Genomic DNA, 15,411 nt, shown 5'->3' on the forward strand with positions numbered 1-15,411 from the left:
CATAGCTCAGAACAGGAAGTAGCGCTGCGCCATCGGCAGAACCTCCGCCGGCTCGCAGACCAGCAATTCGCCGTCGGCGCGCACGTCGTAGGTCTCCGGGTCGATCTCGATGGTCGGGGTCGCGTCGTTGAGGATCATGCTCTTCTTCGAGATGCCGCCGCGCACGTTCTCCACCGCCACCAGCTCCTTGGAGACGCGCAGACGCTCCTTGATCCCATCCTCGATCGCCGCCCGCGAGACGAAGGTCAGCGCGGTGGCGTGGGGCGCCCGGCCGTAGGCGCCGAACATCGGGCGATAGTGCACCGGCTGCGGCGTCGGGATCGAGGCGTTGGGATCGCCCATCGGGGCGGTGGCGATCATGCCTCCTTTCAGCACGAGGTCCGGCTTCACCCCGAAGAAGGCGGGCGTCCACAGCACGAGGTCGGCGAGCTTGCCCGGCTCGACCGAGCCGATGTGGCGCGAGACGCCGTGGGCGATCGCCGGGTTGATCGTGTACTTGGCCACGTAGCGCCGGGCGCGCAGGTTGTCGTTGCCCGACGCGTCGCCGGGCAGGGCGCCGCGCTGGCGCTTCATCTTGTCGGCGGTCTGCCAAGTGCGGATCACGACTTCGCCGACCCGGCCCATGGCCTGACTGTCGGACGACATCATCGAGAGCGCGCCGATGTCGTGCAGGATGTCCTCCGCCGCGATGGTCTCCTTGCGGATGCGGCTCTCGGCGAAGGCGAGGTCCTCGGGAATCGACGGGTCGAGGTGGTGGCACACCATCAGCATGTCGAGATGCTCGTCGATGGTGTTCTTGGTGAAGGGCCGCGTCGGGTTCGTCGAGGACGGGAGCACGTTGGGCAGGCCCGCCACCCGCATGATGTCCGGCGCGTGCCCGCCGCCCGCGCCCTCGGTGTGGAAGGCGTGGATGGTGCGGCCCTTGAAGGCGGCGATGGTGTCCTCGACGAAGCCCGACTCGTTGAGCGTGTCGGTGTGGATCATGACCTGCACGTCGTAGGCGTCGGCCACCGAGAGGCAGGTGTCGATGGCGGCGGGCGTCGTGCCCCAATCCTCGTGCAGCTTCATCGCGCAGGCGCCGGCGCGGATCATCTCCTCGAGCGCACCCGGCACCGAGGCGTTGCCCTTGCCGGCAAAAGCGAGGTTCATCGGGAAGGAATCCGCCGCCTCGATCATCCGGGCGATGTGCCAGGGCCCCGGCGTGCAGGTGGTGGCGAAGGTGCCGTGCGCCGGCCCGGTGCCGCCGCCCAGCATCGTCGTGACGCCGGAGCACAGGGCCTCCTCGATCTGCTGCGGGCAGATGAAGTGGATGTGGCTGTCGAAGCCGCCGGCCGTGAGGATCTTGCCCTCGCCCGCGATCACCTCCGTGCCGGGGCCGACCACGATGTCGACACCCGCCTGAATGTCCGGATTGCCCGCCTTGCCGAGCCTGTGAATGCGGCCGCGCACGATCCCGACATCGCATTTCACGATGCCCCAATGGTCGAGCACCACCGCGTTGGTGATGACGGTATCGACGGCGCCCTCGGCGTTGGTCGCCTGCGACTGGCCCATCCCGTCGCGGATCACCTTGCCGCCGCCGAACTTCACCTCCTCGCCGTAAGTGGTGAGGTCGCGCTCGACCTCGATCTCCAGACGGGTATCGGCGAGCCGGATGCGGTCGCCGGTGGTCGGCCCGAACATGGCGGCATAGGCCGCGCGGGGGAGGGCGGCGGGCTTGGGGAGGTTGGACATTTCTAAAGGGTCCCTCGCGCCTCGGCGACCGCGCGGTCGAAGCGATCTTCCAGGGCGGCGTTGGTGCCGCGGCAGCCCGCCACGACCTCTTCCGCCCAGGCGATGTAGTCGTCGATCCGCTGCCGCTCCCAGCCCTCCGGCGGGCTCGCCGTCAGGGAGTTCAGATTGCTGGTCTTGTCGGCGACCTTGATCGCCCTGGCGCCCGCCGATTTGAGCGGCGCGCCCTCGACCTGCCGCCGCTTGCGCTCTGCTTTGGGGAGGGATTTGTCGTCCGTCACCTCCGCGACGAGGGCGGCCACGCGCGGGCCGAACAACCGCTCCAACTCCGCGCGGTCGGTCTGCGTGTCTTCGAGCGTATCGTGGAGCCAACCGGCGGCCACGAGGGCGGGATCGGGTTCTTCCATCGTCTCCGCGAGAAGGCAGGCGACTTCCGCCAGATGGTTGACGTAGGGCTCGCGCGCGGCGCCCTTCCTCTGCTGGTCCGCGTGCCGGCGGGCCGCGAAATCGGCCGCGCGCGACACGAGCACCACGTCGTCCCGGCGATCCGGATCGAGCCCGCTCACAGCGGCCCCATCACGTCGCCGCGGAAGCCGTACACCGTGCGCGCGCCGGAAAGCGGCACCAGCGTCACCTCGCGGGTCGAGCCGGGCTCGAAGCGCACCGCCGTGCCCGGGGCGATGTCGAGGCGCTGGCCCCGGGCCCGCTCGCGATCGAAGTGCAAGCCCGGATTCACCTCGAAGAAGTGGTAGTGCGAGCCGACCTGGATCGGCCGGTCGCCGGTATTGGCGACCTCGATCACCGTGCGCGGCGCGCCTTCGTTGAAGACGATCTCGCCAGGAAGCGTCGTCACCGTGCCCGGCACCTCGGCCGACGGCGTGCCGCGGATCGGGTGGTGGACGGTGACGAGCTTGGTGCCGTCGGGAAAGGTCGCCTCGACCTGAATATCGTGAATCATCTCGGGCACGCCCTCCATGACCTGGGAGGCGTCGAGGACGCGGGCACCCGCCTGCATCAGCTCGGCCACGGAGCGCCCGTCGCGGGCGCCCTCGACCACGAAATCGGTGATGAGGGCGACCGCCTCCGGGTGGTTGAGCTTCACCCCCCGCGCCAGCCGGTTGCGGGCGACCTGCGCGGCCATGGCGACGAGGAGCTTGTCTTTCTCGCGGGGCGTGAGGAGCAAGGGACGCGTCCTGGCAGTGGGGAGATTCCGCCCGAGCAAGAAGCATGCGCGGGCACGGGTCAAGGCAAGCGAAGGCCGGTCAGCTCTGCCAGACGCGAGGCATCGAACGGCCGCGCCAGGCGGCGAGGAAGCGGGCGGCGCCCTCGCGCAAGGGCGCGATCGTGGGCGCCAGCATCCGCACGGCGAGGTGGCCGTTCCAGGCGCTGGCGCCGGCTTCGACGGCGGCCGGCAGCGCGTCGAGGAGCGTGCGGGCTTCCTCGAGCCGCGCCTCGGCGCCCGGCGAGAGATCGAGAAGCGTCGCGAAGGCGCGGGCGCCGCCGCCGATGGCCCTGCGGACCATGAGCGCGGTGACGGCCCCGTCGAGGCGCAGCGAATCGGCGTAGGCGAGGCGGCCGTCGCGGCGGATGCGCCAGCGATCCTCGAACAGGGCTTCCGCCAGCTGCTCGCCGCGGGCGGCGCGGCCCAGCACCACGATCTCCGCCACGAGCAGGGCCGCGTCGGGGGCGAGATCCGCCTCGAAGCGGCGACGGAGCCGCGCGTGATCGAACAGGATCGTCTCCTGCGGCAACCAGTCGAGCCGTGCACCGGGACCGACGGACACACGATTGGCGATCTCGGCGCTCGGCCCGTCGGAGCGGTAGATCTTCTCCGCGGCGGTCGTGGTCAGCACGCAATGCCCACCAGCCTCGACCGTCACCTCAACCGCGAAGCGGTCGCCGCAAGCGATGCCGCCGCCGGTGTTGACGAGCACGCCCTCCAGCATCGCCTCGGCGCCCTGGCGGGGCACGCGAAGGCGCAGGGGACCGCTCTCGGCGAGATCGACGATTCGGGTCGGCCCGGGTCGACCCTCCGCGCTGCCGGCCGGAGCGACGCGCAGCCGCACGACGCCGTGCGAGCGCTGGCGGACCGGAGCGGGCCGGATCGGGTCGGCGGCGGAGATGGGCGATTCCTCGGGGCCGGGCGGGACCGGCCCTTCATCGGTCAGGGAGCGCCCCGGCCGCAAGGCGCCGGCCCTCGTGTCCCTCACGAAAAAACGGCCGCGTCGGTCGCAACCGTCGGCGAGGGGGAGGCTCGCGCGGCCCGCTTACGCCGTGCGGCGTCGTCCTGCACCGATATCGGCCAGGGACGGCGCGCCAGGGGGCGCCCGATGAGCTATCTTGCCCTCGACGCGGGCCGCGTGCATCCCGGTCCGGTCACCCGCGCAGGGACCCGCCCGCGAGCCTTGCGATCCTCCGTATCACGATCGGGCGCCCGTCGGCCCCGAGAGGCACTCGCCATGACGTCACCCGATACCGAGGCCGCCGTCTCCGCCTCGGAATTCCGCGAGGCGATGGCCCGGCTCGCGAGCGCCGTGCACCTCGTCACCACGGACGGGGCCGGCGGCCGGGCGGGTCTCACGGCATCCTCGGTCTGCAGCGTCAGCGACGGGCCGCCGACCCTGCTGGTCTGCCTGAACCGGGCCTCGTCCGCCTATCCGGCCGTGCTGCGCAACGGGGTGCTGTGCGTCAACACGCTCTCGGCCGAGCACCAGGCGCTGGCCGCCGATTTCGCCGGCCGCGTGCCGATGGGGGAGCGCTTCGGCGACCGGGAATGGGGCCGGCTGCGGACGGGCGCGCCGGTCCTGCCGGACGCCCTGGTCGCCTTCGATTGCCGGATCGTGGATCGCCACGCGGTCGGCACCCACGACGTGCTGATCTGCGCGGTCGAGGCCATCGCCGACCCGTCGGATGCCGACGGCCTGCTCTATGCCAAGCGGCGCTATCACATCCTGCCGCACCGGCGCCCGGCCGGAGCCTGATACGATTTCCGGTTGATCGCTTCGGTCTTTTCCGTCGTCCTTGCGAGGCGGAGCCGAAGCAATCCAGGGCGCGGCCCTGTCCGGAAAAGTCGCGCCCCTGGATCGCTTCGCTGACGCTCGCGATGACGGAGAGGGGCGAAGGCCGAGTCGATCAACCGGAGACGATATGACACCGCGGATACGGGTCGGACCCGCGACTAGAGGTGGCGCGAGAGGACCAGCGGCCCAGCCTGCGCAGCGCCCCGTCCGTAGGGCGAGGGCGAGAGGGAGGGCCGGCCGTAGACGCTCGGCGTGCGCGCCTTGGCGACTTCCTCGGCCAGAGCCTTGATCAGCCCTTCCGAGACCGTGCGCGCCGTGGCGAGCACCTGCTGGTTGGTCTCGACCACGGCGGCGAAGCGCCCCTGGGCCGCTTTGAGCGCCTCGAGCCCTTCCGGCGCGAAGCGGGCCAGCGCGATGGCGTTGGCCTTGGCCGCCTCCAGGCCGTTCATGTAGGCCGAGGCCAGGGCGGATTTGGCGTCGGAATCCGCGAGCGCCTGGGCGATGCGCCCCGCCCGCACCCCGTCGCTCTCGCGGGCGAGCACGGCTTCCAGCTCCCGCATGGTGGCCAGCAGGCCCTGGACGAAGGCGCGGGCCGAGGACGGATCGGCAAGGCGCGAGGCCTGTGCGGGGTCAGCGGCCATTTCCGGCCTCCTGCAGGCGCATCATCTCGGAATAGACCTGATTACTGATGCCGACGCCGCCCGTCTTCACGATGGCGTTGGCGTATTCCTTGGTGAGCATCGAGCGCCAGACGCCGCCGCCGGTGCCGTTCTCGCCGAGGGGGCCGTCCGTGCCCTGGCTCTGGGTCAGCTTCTCCAGGCTATCCTCCAGGAACATCTTCTCGAACTCGTCGGCCGTCTTGCGGGCCTTGGCCGAGGCGGCGGACTTGGCGGTGTCCATCGTCTCGGTGTCGGTCTTGGCGAGCGAACCGATCAGGCTCTTGCCGACGCCGACGGCGGCGGAGGCCGCGAAGGTTGCGAGGGGCAGCATGGGGCGGTCTCCCGGTTCGAAAAACGTTACATCAGCTCGATGTCGGCCTGGAGCGCCCCGGCCGTCTTGATCGCCTGGAGGATCGAGATCAGGTCGCGGGGGCCGACGCCGAGCGCGTTGAGCCCGTCGACGAGTTCGCGCAGGCTCACGCCCTCCTTGACCAGGGCGAGCTTGTTGCCGTCCCCGGTATCGACCTTCACGCCCGTGCGCGGCACCACCGCCGTCTGCCCGTTCGAGAGCGGGCCGGGCTGGCTCACCATGGGCTGCTCGGTGATGGTCACCGTGAGGTTGCCCTGCGCGATGGCGACGGTGGAGACGCGCACGTCGCGGCCCATCACGATGATGCCGGAGCGCTCGTCCACGACGACCCGCGCGGTCTGGTCGGGCTCGACCTTGAGTTGCTCCACCTCGGTGATGAGGCGGATCATGTTGCCGCGATACTTGGCCGGGATCTGCAGCGTGATGGTGGCCGGGTCGGTCGGCTCGGCGGTGTCGGCGCCCATGAAGTCGTTGATCGCCGAGGCGATCCGCTTGGCGGTGGTGAAGTCGGGGTTGCGCAGCGACAGGCGCAAGCTGCGCGCCTCGTTGAGCTTGAACGCCATCTCGCGCTCGATCAGCGCGCCGTTGGAGATGCGCCCGTTGGTCGGCACGCCGCGGGTGATCTTGGCGGCCTCGCCCTCCGCCGAGAACCCGGCGATGGCCACCGAGCCCTGCGCCAGGGCGTAGATCTCGCCGTCGGCGCCGAGCAGGGAGGTCGCCACCAGCGTGCCGCCCTGAAGCGACTTGGCGTCGCCCAGCGAGGAGACGGTCACGTCGATATGCGTGCCCTGGGTGGCGAAGGGCGGCAGGTTGGCCGTCACCATCACCGCCGCGAGGTTCTGCGTACGCATGGTGGCGCCGCGGGTGTTGATGCCGAGCCGCTCCAGCATCGCCTGGAGGGACTGCTTGGTGAAGGGGATATTGTTGAGCGTGTCGCCGGTGCCGTTGAGGCCGACGACGATGCCGTAGCCCACGAGCTGGTTGGTGCGCACGCCCTCGACGCTGGCGAGATCCTTCACCCGCGACAGGGCGTCGGCCCGGCCCGGCAGCAGGATCGCCAGGCAGGCGAGGAGGGTGGCCAGGGAGCGGGGCGAGAGGAAGCGAGGCAGGGGCATCGGAACTCGGGCGGCCGGCGGAGGCGTCAAGCGCCGGCTCCTCCTCTGCCAGGGTCGTGCCATCCGGCAAGTCACTGACAATCCTCGCTTTTCACCGAGCGGAAGGCGCCGGCCCGCCGCGGTCGGCCGGGCGTTTCCTGCCGGCCCGGCAGCTTCTGCCGGGCCGTTTACCCGCGCTTAACCCTGTCGGCCGATTTTTCGTGTGGCCAGCGCTCGGCGTCCGTCGGTGCTGCGCCAAGAGGTTTCGAACCATCATGCGCGTCGACACACGCTTCGCCGCCGTCGCGGCCGGCTCGCTGGGCGCGTCCCGGCGGGCCGCCGCGCCGGGCGCCTTCGCCCCGGAAGGGGCGGAGCCGCAGCGGGCCGCGACCGCGGGCACCGCCCAGACCGGGATGCTCGCCGGGCTCGACGCGATCCTCACCCTTCAGGAGCAGGACGGGGCCGACACGCCGCGGGAGCGCCGCCGCCGCTCGGTGCAGCGCGGGCACGACCTGCTCGACGGGCTCGACCGGCTCAAGGCCGCGCTGATCGGCGGACGGGTGGCGACGGGCGACCTCCAGGCCATTGCCGGCCGCCTCGCCGAGCGGATGCCGGAGAGCGGCGACCCGCGCCTCGACGCGCTCGTGGCCGAGATCGAACTGCGGGCGGCGGTGGAACTCGCCAAGCTCGACGTGGCGCGGGGTCTGTGACGACGAAAAAGGGCCGGACCCCGCTGAGGTCCGGCCCGGTCGATCAGTAGAAATAGGGCCGCGGGCGGTAGTAGCCGTAGGGCCGGTAGAGGGGCCGCGGGCGGTAATAGCCGTAGGGCCCGCCATAGACCGGCCGGCCCCAATAGGGCCGGGGTCCCCAGCGGTTGGGGCGGCAGATGCCCCAGGGATTGGGGTGGAAGCCCGGCCCGCAGCCGCCGGCGGTGCGCTCCACGAGCGTGGAGTCCGGGGCGGCGAGGGGGAGGGGGCCGAGAGGGGCGGCCTGGGCGCTTCCGGCCGCGCCGAGGCTGCCGGCGATCACCGCAGCCAATGCGAACGCCTTCGCGTGCGTCATCGTACGATCTCTCCGTTCGGGCCGGACCATCCGGCCGATGCCGGACGTTAGGTCCGCCTCGATGAACCGTCGCTGACCGGCCTCGTCTCCCCCGCTCGATCGGAAAAGCCGCCGTCCGGCCTCGGGCGCACGCGATCACGATGCGGGTGCCCGCTCGGGCCGGCCGCTCGCCGAGATTGACGCTTCCGCCCCGATCCCCGACAAGGCGGCCCGCGCGAGCGGGCGCGCGCCGATCTCGCCGTGATCCTCGAAGGGCCTCGTCCGCGCCGCGATGCTGTTCAATTCCTTCGTCTTCCTGCTCGCCTTCCTGCCGGCCGCGCTGCTGCTGCACGCGGCGGCCGAGCGCTACCGTCCGCAATGGCGCCTGCCGGTGCTCGCGGGGCTGTCCTTCGTCTTCTACGGCTGGTGGGACTGGCGCTTCCTGCCGCTGCTGCTCGCCTCGATCGGCGTGAACTGGGGGGTGGCGCGGGTCCTGCCGCGCGACCGCAACGGCTGGCTCTTCCCGGCCGCGCTCGCGGGCAACCTCGCGGTTCTGGCGGCCTTCAAGTATCTCGGCTTCTTCACCGAACTCGTGGACCTGATCCCCGGCCTCGACCTGCCGCGGGTCGATCTCGCCCTTCCGCTCGGGATCTCGTTCTTCACCTTCCACCACATCATGTACCTGACGGACCTGAGGGCGGGACGTGCCCCGTCCTTCGGGCTCACCCGCTACGCCCTCTACATCGCCTTCTTCCCGCAGGTTCTCGCCGGCCCGCTCGTGCGCTGGAGCGAGATCATGCACCAGTTCGAGGAGCGCCCCTATGCGCGGCCCGACGCGGCCGAGCGGATCGGGCGCGGGCTGATGCTGCTCACCGTGGGGCTGGCCAAGAAGGTCTTCCTCGGCGATCCGCTGGCGGCCTACGCCAACCCGGTCTTCCAGGCGGCCGCCGCCGGCAAGACGATCACGGTCGCGGAGGCGTGGCAGGGGACGCTGGGCTTCACCTTCCAGATCTACTTCGATTTTTCCGGCTACACCGACATGGCGCTGGGGCTGGCGCTGCTGTTCGGGATCGTGCTGCCGCAGAACTTCGACGTGCCGTACCGCGCCACCTCGCTGCGCGACTTCTGGCGGCGCTGGCACATGACGCTGTCGCGCTTCCTGCGCGACTACCTCTACATCGCGCTTGGAGGAAACCGCCGCGGCCTCGCGCTCCAGGTCGGAGCGCTCTTCGCCACCATGACGCTCGGCGGCCTCTGGCACGGGGCGGGCCTGACCTTCGTCGCCTGGGGTGCCGCCCACGGCATCGGCCTCGGCGCGGGCGTGCTCTGGCGCCGGGCGGGCGGACGGATGCCGCAGCTCCTCGGCTGGGCGCTGACGGCCCTGTTCGTGATCCTGACCTGGGTGCTGTTCCGCGCGACCTCCTTCGAGGCGGCTCTGGCGATCTACAAGGGTCTGCTCGGGCTCGCACCCACCGGCACCGGCTTCAAGTGGCGCACGATCCTGCTCGCCGCCGCGGTGGCGATGATCGGCCCGACCGCCTGGGCGGCGGTCCACCGCCTGCCGCCGAATCGCTGGCTCGCGCTGGCCTTCGCCCTCGTGTTCGTCGTCGTGCTCCTCAAGATCGGGGACGATGCGAATTACGAGTTCATCTACTTCCAGTTCTGAGATGGCGTCCCCCTCCGACAGCGCCGGAACGCGGGATTGGGCGGGCTTCGCGCGCCTGTTCGTCCGGGTCGCGGTCGGCCTGCTCGCCGGCTACCTCGCGCTCGCCTTCGTGATCGATCCCTACGACAGCGGGCGCTCGACGCTGCTCTCGGCCGGCGCCGTGCGCCCGCAGGGCCCGCGCACCGCCGCCGCCCTGCGCGGGCGCGACCCGGCCTTCGAGGGCGCGGTGTTCGGCAATTCCCACATCCAGCTGATCGAGCCCGCGCGGCTGGGCGCCGCCACCGGCATCCCCTTCGTGCAGCTCTCGGTGCCCGCGACCGGCCCCGGCGAGCAGCTTGCCCTGCTGGCGTGGTTCCTGCGCCACCATCCGCAGCCGAAGGCCCTGGTCCTGTCGTTCGACGACCTCTGGTGCACGGACGATCCCGCGCTTCCCAACGACAAGCCGTTCCCGTTCTGGCTCTACAGCCACGATCCGCTGGCCTATGCCCGCGGCCTCCTGCGCCTGCCGGTGGCCCAGGAGGTGGTCGGCCGCATCGGCTGGCTGCTCGGCGCGCGCCGGCGGCAGGCCCGGGCGGACGGCTGGTGGGACTACGAGCCGGATTATCTCATGCTGGGCGACCTCGACGGCGAGCGCTTCCGCGCCGCCCGCGAAACCCCGGCCCCCGAGGAGGCCGCACCCGGCCGGGCCGGGCCGGGCTATCCCGCCGCCGATCGCCTCGGGGAGGCCCTGGCTGCCCTGCCGGAGGCGACCGCCTTGGTCGCGGTCCTGCCGCCCGTCTACGCCGCGGGCCGCGCCCGTCCCGGCTCGCCGCGGGCGCGGGCGGACGCCGCCTGCCGCTCGGCCCTGGAGACGGCCCTGCGCCGTCACAGGCGCAGCACCCTCGTCGACGGGCGGCGCGAGCGGCCGGCCCTGCACGACCCCGCCCTGTTCTTCGACCAGACCCATTACCGGCACGCCCTGGCCCGGCCGCTGGCCGACGAGATCGCCGAGGCCGTCCTCCGCCTGCGCGCCGCGCCGCCGACCGCGCCGTGAGGTGCAGGGCGCGGACCAGCCTGCCTTCGGATCGGGCGGACGCCTACCTCAGCGTGTCGTCTGTGCCGCAATGCGGCAGCTTTTCACTTCAGAGTGTGCAAGGCGCCCGCAACGCGTTGTAGAGGCAGCCCGGCTCGACTATAGCCTCGCCGACGATCGCCGCTGACCGGCAGGGAGCGCGAGGATAAGACGATGGCGAAGGTCACGATCGAGGACGGCTACCGGCCCTCCGACGACGAGCCCTTCATGAATGAGCGGCAGCGCGAGTATTTTCGGCGCAAGCTGCTCAATTGGAAGAGCGAGATCCTGCGCGAGGCGCAGGACACGCTGACGGCGCTCCAGAGCGAGAACGAGAACCATCCCGATATCGCCGATCGCGCCTCCTCGGAGACCGACCGGGCGATCGAGCTGCGGGCCCGCGACCGCCAGCGCAAGCTGACGAGCAAGATCGACGCGGCGCTTTCCCGGCTGGAGGACGGCTCCTACGGCTTCTGCGAGGAGACCGGCGAGCCGATCTCCCTCAAGCGCCTCGATGCGCGGCCGATCGCGACCCTGTCGCTCGAGGCCCAGGAGCGGCACGAGCGCCGCGAGCGCGTCTACCGCGACGACTGAGTTCCTCCCTCGACCTTCGCCGGGGCCTACTGGGCGAGCCTTCGCAGCGTCGGAGGCCGGTCAGTGCCGGCCCGCGTCGATCCGCACGAAGCTGCGCACCGGCCCGAGATCGGTCTCGCTGCGCGTATCGACCGAGAGGCGCCCCGTCACCGGCGCCGCCGTCCGGCCCGCGCCCGTCTGGAGGCCGGCCGCGACGCGTCCCGACAGGCGCAGGCAGGTCGTCGTGCCCGGGATGCGAACGAACCCGGCCCCCTCCCGCGGACACGGCTCCATCGGCGCTTCCGACGGCAGCGGGGCGCGCTCGAAGGCGCCCGCCGGCAGGGAAGCCGGCCCGAGGGAAGCCAGCACGAGGCCGATGCCGAGCCTGAAGGCCGCTGTCCTCATCTCTTCCCCTCCCGGTTTCCCGTCATGCCCGTGCGGCGGTGACGCGTCAGTAGTGCGGCGGAGGCGGCTCGGGCGCACCCGGCGCCCGGAAGGCGGCCTCCTCGACCTGCTCCTGCAGCCGGGCCAGCCCGCGCTTGAGCCGGTCGATCACGGCCCATTGCGCGGTGATGGCCGCGTTCAGATCCTCGATCACCGCCTCCTGCTCGGTCAGCCGGATTTCGAGGCGGGCGATGCGGTCGGGGTCGGACGGATTTGCGGACGGCACTTCGCTCATGGACCGACCATGCCCACCGGGAGCGGGCTCTGACAACAGGCCGCAGTTGGCGGGACGAAGCGCGGACCATGATCGGCCTGGGGATCGTTCACCGCCGTATACCTCACCTGCATCTGCTGCATAGCGCGCGATCCGCGCGATTGCGGGGCTCCGCCAGCGACGTGCGCGCAGGGGCGAGAGCCCGCCGCATCGCGCATTCGGCGAAGGATTTCCTCTCGCAAGGACCATTTTCCGCCTCGCGAACCCTTTTCTCACGGAGCGAACCCGCTCCGACCGCGACGGGCCGGACGGGGAGATGAAGGCACACCGATCGTGCCGAACCCGCGCGCCGCCCCGATCGCTCGAAAAACCTTCGCAAATTCGAGGGATGCCGTGCGGCCTCCCTTCAGAAATGTTTCGTCAGTGTCGCCGGACGACGGCACGTGGAACCATGACAGACCGCACGACCCTTGATCACCACACCGTCATCCTTCCGGCGCTGTGCTGGAGTCGGCGACAGCCCGATTTCCACGCGGTGACGCAGGACATTTCGCGCAAAGGAATCGTCTTCCGCTCGGCCGTGTCGCCGCAGGTCGATCAGCTTCTCACCTGCAGCATCCGCTATATCGGGCTGCTGGAAGCCCGGGTCACCGGCACGGAGGAGAACCGCTTCACCGTCCGCGTACGGGCCTCCCGGCAGCGGTCGGCGGAGATTGCCGGCACCATGATGGCGCTGGCGCGCGAGCAGGAACCGTCGCTCGACACCCCGCGTGTCCATCCCCGGATCAGCCCCGCGCGCAAGGACGTGCTCGTCACCCTCGTGGATGGGCGCATCCTGCCGGGCCGGCTCATCAACGTCTCGGCCTCGGGCGCCGCGCTCAGTCTCGATTACGGCCTGGCGAACGGCACGCCCATCACGATCGGCGGCACCGCGGCCCGGGTGGTGCGGACGTTCCCCGACGGGGTCGGCGCCGCCTTCACCTTCCCCCTCGACCCGGCGCAGGTTCACGCCGGCATCCAGTTGTGAGGCCGCTCCCGGCCCCCGCCCTCGCATCCCGGCCGCGGAAGGTCTAAGTCCCGGGTTCGCCCCTGCCCGAGGAAGCGGCCGAAAGCCTGCCCGTGACCGACTACATCAAGAAGATCCTCTCCGCCCGCGTCTACGACGTGGCGATCGAGAGCCCGCTCGACCCGATGCCCCGCCTGACGAAGCGGTTCGGCCGGCCCGTGCTGCTCAAGCGCGAGGATCTGCAGCCGGTCTTCTCGTTCAAGCTGCGCGGCGCCTACAACAAGATGACCTCGCTGCCCCGGGAGCAGATCGAGCGCGGCGTGATCTGCGCCTCGGCGGGCAACCACGCGCAGGGCGTGGCGCTGGCCGCGGCCAAGCTCGGCGTGCGGGCGGTGATCGTGATGCCGCGCACGACGCCCGCGATCAAGGTCGATGCCTGCCGGGCGCGCGGCGCCGAGGTGGTGCTGCACGGCGACGCCTTCGACGAAGCGCTGGCCGAGGCCCGGCGCCTTGAGGCGCAGTGGGGCCTGACCTTCCTGCATCCCTTCGACGATCCGGAGGTGATCGCGGGGCAGGGCACCATCGGCATGGAGATCCTGCACCAGCATTCCGGGCCGATCGAGGCGATCTTCGTCCCCATCGGCGGCGGCGGCCTCGCGGCGGGCGTCGCCACCTTCGTGAAGTACCTGCGCCCCGAGACCAAGGTGATCGGCGTCGAGCCGGACGATGCCGCCACCATGGCCGAGGCGATCCGGGCCGGCGACCGGGTGACGCTGGCCAGCGTCGGCCTGTTCGCCGACGGCGTCGCCGTGCGGCAGGCGGGCGAGGAGACCTTCCGCCTCTGCCGCGAGCATCTCGACGGGGTCATCACCGTCGACACCGACGCGATGTGCGCCGCCGTGAAGGACATCTTCGACGACACGCGGGCGATCTCCGAGCCCTCGGGCGCGCTGAGTCTGGCGGGCGCCAAGGCCTGGGCGGCGGAGAACCCCGGCTCCGGGCCGCTGGTGGCGATCTCGTCCGGCGCCAACCTCAATTTCGACCGCCTGCGCCACATCGCCGAGCGGGCGGAGATCGGCGAGGAGCGCGAGGTGCTGCTCGGCGTCACCATCCCCGAGCGGCCCGGCGCCTACCGCGCCTTCATCGCGGCCCTCGGTCCCCGGGCGATCACCGAGTTCAACTACCGCTACGCGCAAGGCAGCGACGCGCGCATCTTCGTCGGCATCAACCTGCCCGGCGGCAAGGCCGAGAAGCGCGACCTGATCGCGCTGCTGGAGCGGGCCGGCTACGGCGTCGCCGACATGAGCGACAACGAGATGGCCAAGGTCCACGTCCGCTACATGGTGGGCGGCCGCGCCACCGGCCTGCCGGACGAGCGGCTCTACCGCTTCCAGTTCCCCGAGCGGCCGGGCGCGCTGATGAAGTTCCTCGAAGCCCTCGGCGACGATTTCAACATCAGCCTGTTCCACTACCGCAACCACGGGGCCGATTACGGGCGGGTGCTGGCCGGGATCGAGGTTCCGGCCTCGGAGCGCGCCCGCTTCGACGCGGCCCTCGACGCGCTCGGCTACCCGTGCGTGGACGAGACCGACAATACGGCCTACCGGCTGTTTCTCGACAACGGCGTGGGCGCCCATACCGGCCCGGATCGAGCCGTCTTCCGGACGTAAGCCGGGGATCGTAACCTGCGGCCCTTCGGCGGCTCCGCCGCCCGGAGAACGGAGCGACGATCCATGCGCGCAGCCTCCCTCGCTCTCCTCGCCCTCGCTCTATCGGGGCCCGCGCTCGCCGAGCCCCGGGCGCGGCCGGAAACCGGTGCCGACCGGCCGAATCTCGGGCGCGGCGCACCGCATCTCCAGCGCGAATCGGACGAGTCCGCCGCCCGTCAGGCCGATTTCGATCGGCGGATCGCGGAGCGCAGCAACCGGGCGGCCCGCTCGATCTGCGCAGGGTGCGGCTCCGGCAGCGGCGGGCGCGGGGCGGGCGTCACGCCGGGCCTGCGCAATCCCGGGCGGGACGAGCCGAGACCCGCCAACCCGGCCGAAGCGCCGCTCGACTGATCGCCCCGGCTCCGGTCAGGCAACGGTCGCAGGCTGGGAGCGGAACAGCGCGGTGCAACCGGCATCGCGGTGCATGCTCAGGATCGAGGCGCGGTCGATCTCGGGATGCTCGGCGAGAATGCGGCGCACATCCTCGACGACCTTCTCGTAGCGGTGCGCGTCGTAATTCTTCTCGAGCGGACTCACCGCGATATAGGCTTCGACCACGAGAACGCGTTCGGCGCGATCCTTGGTGACATCGACGGCGATCCAGGCCGATTTGACCAACCGGTTGGCGGCAAGCATGGGACGATCCTCCGATGCCGCCGCGTGATCGGGCGGCTTTCGTGCGAGGAGCATGGACCCCGTCGAAGGACTTGCCAAGAGACGGCCGCAGCGGCGACCTGGCCGATACAGATGTTTTGCAACATCGGCACCGGCATGCTCTCACGAAACCGTCTCCGCGCAGGGCCGGTCGGCCTTGCCCCGCCTTTCGCGGCCGG

Annotated in this window: 19 protein-coding genes; 8 read left to right on the forward strand and 11 right to left on the reverse strand. The window is 71.2% G+C overall.

The window, feature by feature from the left end:
* Positions 1-6: 6 nt before the first annotated feature.
* The 4 genes from ureC to ACPCJR_RS03125 all read right to left on the reverse strand — a co-directional run bounded on the left by ureC (position 7) and on the right by ACPCJR_RS03125 (position 3,899).
* A complete protein-coding gene (ureC, locus tag ACPCJR_RS03110) occupies positions 7-1,734 on the reverse strand; it encodes an urease subunit alpha (RefSeq protein WP_391510736.1) in 1,728 nt (575 codons plus the stop codon).
* A 2-nt stretch (positions 1,735-1,736) separates the two neighbouring features.
* Positions 1,737-2,297 (reverse strand): HD domain-containing protein, encoded by a 561-nt coding sequence (locus tag ACPCJR_RS03115; RefSeq protein WP_391510735.1) that lies wholly within the window; start codon positions 2,295-2,297, stop codon positions 1,737-1,739.
* Positions 2,294-2,914 carry an urease subunit gamma gene (locus tag ACPCJR_RS03120; RefSeq protein WP_391510734.1) on the reverse strand — a complete coding sequence of 207 codons (621 nt, stop codon included), beginning with the start codon at positions 2,912-2,914 and terminating at the stop codon, positions 2,294-2,296. The genes ACPCJR_RS03115 and ACPCJR_RS03120 overlap by 4 nt, the downstream gene beginning before the upstream one ends.
* A gap of 79 nt (positions 2,915-2,993) precedes the next feature.
* Positions 2,994-3,899 carry an urease accessory protein UreD gene (locus tag ACPCJR_RS03125; RefSeq protein ID WP_391511207.1) on the reverse strand — a complete coding sequence of 302 codons (906 nt, stop codon included), beginning with the start codon at positions 3,897-3,899 and terminating at the stop codon, positions 2,994-2,996.
* A 291-nt stretch (positions 3,900-4,190) separates the two neighbouring features.
* Between ACPCJR_RS03125 and ACPCJR_RS03130 the strand changes: the two genes are divergently transcribed.
* A complete protein-coding gene (locus ACPCJR_RS03130) occupies positions 4,191-4,712 on the forward strand; it encodes a flavin reductase (protein ID WP_391510733.1) in 522 nt (173 codons plus the stop codon).
* Positions 4,713-4,909: 197 nt separating this feature from the next.
* On the opposite strand, the gene ACPCJR_RS03135 is transcribed toward ACPCJR_RS03130, so the two are convergent.
* The 3 genes from ACPCJR_RS03135 to ACPCJR_RS03145 are packed head-to-tail and all read right to left on the reverse strand — an operon-like array spanning position 4,910 to position 6,895.
* Positions 4,910-5,392, reverse strand: coding sequence for a hypothetical protein (locus tag ACPCJR_RS03135; protein WP_391510732.1), 483 nt, complete (start codon positions 5,390-5,392; stop codon positions 4,910-4,912).
* Positions 5,382-5,741, reverse strand: a complete 360-nt coding sequence (locus ACPCJR_RS03140) for a rod-binding protein (protein WP_391510731.1) — start codon at positions 5,739-5,741, stop codon at positions 5,382-5,384. The genes ACPCJR_RS03135 and ACPCJR_RS03140 overlap by 11 nt, the downstream gene beginning before the upstream one ends.
* A 26-nt stretch (positions 5,742-5,767) precedes the next feature.
* Positions 5,768-6,895 (reverse strand): flagellar basal body P-ring protein FlgI, encoded by a 1,128-nt coding sequence (locus tag ACPCJR_RS03145; protein WP_110349810.1) that lies wholly within the window; start codon positions 6,893-6,895, stop codon positions 5,768-5,770.
* A gap of 254 nt (positions 6,896-7,149) precedes the next feature.
* On the opposite strand from ACPCJR_RS03145, the gene ACPCJR_RS03150 reads away from it, so the two are divergent.
* Positions 7,150-7,584: a flagellar assembly protein FliX gene (locus tag ACPCJR_RS03150; RefSeq protein WP_391510730.1), complete on the forward strand. Its 435-nt coding sequence runs from the start codon at positions 7,150-7,152 to the stop codon at positions 7,582-7,584.
* Positions 7,585-7,627: 43 nt separating this feature from the next.
* On the opposite strand, the gene ACPCJR_RS03155 is transcribed toward ACPCJR_RS03150, so the two are convergent.
* Positions 7,628-7,936, reverse strand: a complete 309-nt coding sequence (locus ACPCJR_RS03155) for a GCG_CRPN prefix-to-repeats domain-containing protein (RefSeq protein ID WP_391510729.1) — start codon at positions 7,934-7,936, stop codon at positions 7,628-7,630.
* 271 nt (positions 7,937-8,207) lie between these two features.
* On the opposite strand from ACPCJR_RS03155, the gene ACPCJR_RS03160 reads away from it, so the two are divergent.
* The 3 genes from ACPCJR_RS03160 to dksA all read left to right on the forward strand — a co-directional run bounded on the left by ACPCJR_RS03160 (position 8,208) and on the right by dksA (position 11,226).
* Positions 8,208-9,581, forward strand: coding sequence for an MBOAT family O-acyltransferase (locus ACPCJR_RS03160; protein ID WP_391510728.1), 1,374 nt, complete (start codon positions 8,208-8,210; stop codon positions 9,579-9,581).
* Position 9,582: 1 nt separating this feature from the next.
* Positions 9,583-10,614, forward strand: a complete 1,032-nt coding sequence (locus ACPCJR_RS03165) for a hypothetical protein (protein WP_391510727.1) — start codon at positions 9,583-9,585, stop codon at positions 10,612-10,614.
* A gap of 192 nt (positions 10,615-10,806) precedes the next feature.
* Positions 10,807-11,226, forward strand: a complete 420-nt coding sequence (gene dksA, locus ACPCJR_RS03170; RefSeq protein ID WP_110349805.1) for an RNA polymerase-binding protein DksA — start codon at positions 10,807-10,809, stop codon at positions 11,224-11,226.
* Positions 11,227-11,286: 60 nt separating this feature from the next.
* Here the strand turns inward: dksA and ACPCJR_RS03175 are convergent, their stop codons facing one another.
* Both ACPCJR_RS03175 and ACPCJR_RS03180 read right to left on the reverse strand, forming a co-directional pair.
* Positions 11,287-11,610: a porin gene (locus ACPCJR_RS03175; RefSeq protein WP_391510726.1), complete on the reverse strand. Its 324-nt coding sequence runs from the start codon at positions 11,608-11,610 to the stop codon at positions 11,287-11,289.
* 46 nt (positions 11,611-11,656) lie between these two features.
* Positions 11,657-11,884 (reverse strand): SlyX family protein, encoded by a 228-nt coding sequence (locus ACPCJR_RS03180; protein WP_391510725.1) that lies wholly within the window; start codon positions 11,882-11,884, stop codon positions 11,657-11,659.
* Between the two features lie 430 nt (positions 11,885-12,314).
* On the opposite strand from ACPCJR_RS03180, the gene ACPCJR_RS03185 reads away from it, so the two are divergent.
* The 3 genes from ACPCJR_RS03185 to ACPCJR_RS03195 all read left to right on the forward strand — a co-directional run bounded on the left by ACPCJR_RS03185 (position 12,315) and on the right by ACPCJR_RS03195 (position 14,929).
* Positions 12,315-12,890 (forward strand): PilZ domain-containing protein, encoded by a 576-nt coding sequence (locus ACPCJR_RS03185; RefSeq protein WP_391516788.1) that lies wholly within the window; start codon positions 12,315-12,317, stop codon positions 12,888-12,890.
* Positions 12,891-12,982: 92 nt separating this feature from the next.
* Positions 12,983-14,539, forward strand: coding sequence for a threonine ammonia-lyase, biosynthetic (ilvA, locus tag ACPCJR_RS03190; protein WP_391510723.1), 1,557 nt, complete (start codon positions 12,983-12,985; stop codon positions 14,537-14,539).
* 63 nt (positions 14,540-14,602) lie between these two features.
* A complete protein-coding gene (locus ACPCJR_RS03195) occupies positions 14,603-14,929 on the forward strand; it encodes a hypothetical protein (protein WP_391510722.1) in 327 nt (108 codons plus the stop codon).
* Positions 14,930-14,944: 15 nt separating this feature from the next.
* On the opposite strand, the gene ACPCJR_RS03200 is transcribed toward ACPCJR_RS03195, so the two are convergent.
* Positions 14,945-15,214, reverse strand: coding sequence for a hypothetical protein (locus ACPCJR_RS03200; RefSeq protein ID WP_391510721.1), 270 nt, complete (start codon positions 15,212-15,214; stop codon positions 14,945-14,947).
* Between the last annotated feature and the right edge of the window lie 197 nt (positions 15,215-15,411).

It is taken from the genome of Methylobacterium sp. NPDC097929, assembly GCF_049543375.1.
GTDB lineage: Bacteria > Pseudomonadota > Alphaproteobacteria > Rhizobiales > Beijerinckiaceae > Methylobacterium.